Below are 3,604 nucleotides of genomic sequence, written 5' to 3'. Positions count from 1 at the left end.
ACTCGTGGCCGCGCGCAGCCGGTCACCAGCTGGCACGCCAGCATCCGAACTCACAGCCGGCTCGCTGGTGACCCGGTGCGGTCACGACGTGGTGGTGCCGCCCGAGTCGGCGCTCCCGCCGCCGCCGCTGCGCAGGTCGTGCAGCGCGCGACGTGCGCTCGCCCCGGCCTTGCGGACGGACTCGCGCTGCCGCAGGTCGTTCCACGCGCCCACGGCTCGCTTGCCCGCGTCGCTGTCGCGCAGGTCGTTCAGCGCGGTGGCCGCCCGCTTGCCCGCGTCGCTGTCGCGCAGGTCGTTCAGGGTGGTCGCGGCGCGCTTGCCGGCCTCGCTGTCCCGCAGGTCATGCAGGGCAGAGCGCGCCTGCTTGGACACTGTCGTCGCCTCGCGGCGCACCGTGTCCTTGCTCTCGGACCGCCGCAGCCAGGCCTGCCTGATGCGGGAGTGGCACCACCAACCGGTGAACGCGGTGCTCAACGGATTGAGCCGCTGCCGGACCCGCCTCTCGAAGTCGCTCATGTCTACCTCCTGTTAACAAGATATATCGTGTTTGGCGTGCCGTCTAGCCGGCGTGGCGCCGGGGGATACCCCCCGGGCCGAGTCAGGCAAATGTGACGAGCGGAACAATGTAACCGGGCATACCGCCATCGGTCACCATGTTGCACGCCAACGGATCCCGCATCCGACCTTACGTACCCGATTGGTGCCATGCCCGCGTCCGTCCCGTCACCATCCTCTTACTCTGCCCGCGACGATTTCGCTACCGCTGACGACCGTGACACTCACGCCGGCCTGCGCGCGGGCCTGCGGCTGGCGCTTATCCTCGTCGCCGCGTTCATGGTCGTGCTCGATTTCAGCATCGTTAACGTCGCGCTGCCCTCGATCGAGCGCGAACTCGGCGTGACCACGCCCGTCGTGCAGTGGGTGGTCACCGGGTACGCGATCGCGTTCGGCGGCCTGCTCATCCTCGGCGGGCGCGCCGCGGACCTGCTGGGTCGGCGCCGGATGTTTATCGCCGGGCTGATCGTGTTCTCGCTGGCCTCGCTGGCGGGCGGGCTGGCCCGCGACCCGGTGCTGCTTGTCGCCTCCCGTGTCGTGCAGGGTGCCGGCGCTGCCGTCGTCGCCCCGGCAGCGTTCTCGCTGATCACCACCAGCTTCCCCGCCGGTCCGCGGCGTGCCAGGGCGATCGGGCTGTACGGCTCGATCTCCGCGGTCGGCTTCGTGTCCGGCCAGGTGCTCGGCGGCGTGCTCGTCGAGTGGACGAGCTGGCGCTCGGTGTTCCTGGTGAACGTGCCGGTCGGCCTGGCCGCCGCCGTCCTGGCGCCGCGGATCCTCCGCGGACCCGACACCAGGGCGAAGGCAGCTCGGGATGGCAGGCAATCAGGCGGCACGCGGGCAGGGCGCCACCTGGACGTGCGCGGCGCGGTGCTGATCACCGCGGCGGTGGCGCTCGTTGTCTTCGGGGTGTCGCAGGGGGACGTGCTCGGCTGGACGTCGCTGCCCGTCGCCGGAACGCTCGCGGCGGCGGCTGCGGTCGCGGCCTGTTTCGGGGTGGCGGAGGCCCGCCACCCCGAGCCGCTGGTCCGGCCGCGGCTGCTGCTGCGCCCAGGGCTGCGGAACGGCGCCGCGCTGGCGTTCCTGCTCGGCGTCTGGAACGGCGGGGAACTGCTTGTGCTCTCGCTGTACCTGCAGCAGGCCCTGCACTTCTCGCCCCTGGCCACGGGCCTGGTCATCGCGCCGCAAGGCGTCGCGGGCTTCACCACGGGGCTGCTCGGCCCCAGGCTAGCGGGCAAGGTCGGCGTCCGCCGCATGCTCGTGCTGACCGGGGCGGCCGCCGCGCTCGGCTTCGCCGCCCTTGCCCGGCTGCCGTCTGGCGGCTACAGCCCGGTGCTCACGGTGGTGATCCTGGTCGGCTTCGGTACCGCGGGAACCGCATTCGGTTCGCTGGTCATCGCCAGCCGGGCGCTTGCGGACGGCGATCAGGGCCTGGCCGGCGGGGTGATCAACACCAGCCGCCAGATCGGCGCGGCGGTCGGCGCGGCGCTGTTGCCAGCCATCGCCGAGTCCATGCGCGGCGGAGTCACCGGGGTCACCGGCGACCGCGCCGCGATGCTGACCGCGGGGGCGGCCGCCGTGGTGGCCACCGCCGTTGCCTGGAACGCGGCTCGTGACACCGCCGCCGCCGTCCGGTCGGCGACGTGACCTTACCGGGCTGCCGCGAGAAAAGCCGCAGCTCAGCACCGGATTGGCCGCTGCCGTAATTGAACTCGTGTTTCCACGACGCTCAGCGAGACTGGCGGCGGGGGCACGGCCGGGACCCCGGTCGACTTCACGGCCACGGTCACCGATGTCACCAACTCGGCGAACAACCCCGTGACGGCGGGCACGGTGAGCTTCTACGAGACTGGGTCGGCCACTGCGCTGGGCACGGTCACCGTGACCTCAGGCACCAACCCCGCCGAGTACGCCGCGGGGACGGGCACGCCGTACAGCTACCAGTTCAGCGCGGACTACGCCACGAGGTATACCGTCGCCGGCGGCGCACCCTCGTGGCTGTCGGTCAGCTCTGACGGGCTGGTGTCCGGGACGCCGCCCGCCGGGACCAAGTCCTGCACCTACTCGGTGACCGCGTCAGACTCCTCAGGGTCGGTGAGCACGGGACGGTTCACCGTGTCGGTGGGCCCCGCCGCGGACGTTTCCGCGAGGCTGTCCTGCCCGGCCAGCCTGGCCGTGGGCGCCACGGGGACGTGCACCGTGACGGTGGCCAACGCCGGCCCCGCGCTGGCCGAGAACGCGGCCGCCGCGGCAGTGGTGCTGGCGCCGCTGACGGTCACCGGCTGCTCGTCCGGGTGCATTCGGCTCGGCGGCCTGGTGGGCTGGTCGCTGGTGCCGCTGCCGGCCGGGCAGGCCGACACCCTCACGATCACCGTCAAGGCGGAGAGCAAGGGCACCGCCGCGGTCGCGGTGGCCGCAGCCGCACTCAATCCCGATCCGAACCTGCTGAACAACGCGGCCAGCGCGGAAGTCGCCATCGCCGGCTGGTGAGTCGGCCGTGGGTTCTGCGGTCACCGCGTGAGCCGTCTTCGGTCACAGAAGGTGCCAGCCCTAGCCGCTGGCCGTTTGCGGCGCAGGGCAGGTCACGGGTCAACCGCGCCAGGAGCGGGCACATAGCCGACATTTCCCCGTCCAGCGGTGAACCACCTCCCGGAAACCGCCCATGGACCATGATCACGGGTCAAAGGGGACCGCCCGCGGCCACCTTTGACCCGTGATCATGAGGCGCATCCCCCGGGCGGGCACGCCAGCGGCACGGGCGGCAGGGGACGGCGGGGGGTCACGGCCGGGCACAGATCCGGCTCATCCGCGGGTACCCGCGCCGGGCAGCCGCGATCGCCGCGCGCAGATGCCTGAGTCAAGCGTCATGCCTCATCCCCTGGGCAGTTAGTTCAGGCATCCCGCCGGGCGCGTGACGCAGGGCGGCGCAGGGTACACGCGGGGCGCGGCGGCGGGGGACACCGCGCCGCGCCCGGGGCGCCCGGGGCACCCGGGGCGCCCGATGTGCCCGGGGCAGCCGGGACAGCGCGGGGCCGGGGCAGGCGACTGCACG

The 3,604-nt window shown here is 72.7% G+C and carries 3 protein-coding genes; 2 read left to right on the top strand and 1 reads right to left on the bottom strand.

All coding sequences use genetic code 11. The features are described 5' to 3' along the window. Positions 1-81 precede the first annotated feature (81 nt). On the bottom strand, positions 82-516 hold the full coding sequence (locus Q1N79_RS22285; protein ID WP_300612037.1) for a hypothetical protein: 435 nt from the start codon (positions 514-516) through the stop codon (positions 82-84). 189 nt (positions 517-705) lie between these two features. Here Q1N79_RS22285 and Q1N79_RS22280 point away from each other — a divergent pair, with 189 nt between their 5' ends. Beyond that, a complete protein-coding gene (locus Q1N79_RS22280; RefSeq protein WP_300612035.1) occupies positions 706-2,199 on the top strand; it encodes an MFS transporter in 1,494 nt (497 codons plus the stop codon). 171 nt (positions 2,200-2,370) lie between these two features. Then, on the top strand, positions 2,371-3,042 hold the full coding sequence (locus tag Q1N79_RS22275; RefSeq protein ID WP_300612033.1) for a putative Ig domain-containing protein: 672 nt from the start codon (positions 2,371-2,373) through the stop codon (positions 3,040-3,042). The last annotated feature ends 562 nt before the right edge of the window (positions 3,043-3,604 follow it).

Origin of the sequence: Trebonia sp., from assembly GCF_030042015.1 — a bacterium.
Lineage (GTDB): Bacteria > Actinomycetota > Actinomycetes > Streptosporangiales > Streptosporangiaceae > Trebonia.
This window is presented reverse-complemented; position numbering and strand designations above follow the sequence as displayed.

What these genes read in the sequence shown, in the direction of transcription:
- Q1N79_RS22280 (WP_300612035.1), top strand. Translation starts at nt 706, where the DNA reads ATGCCCGCGTCCGTCCCGTCACCATCCTCTTACTCTGCCCGCGACGAT.
- Q1N79_RS22285 (WP_300612037.1), bottom strand. Translation starts at nt 516, where the DNA reads ATGAGCGACTTCGAGAGGCGGGTCCGGCAGCGGCTCAATCCGTTGAGC.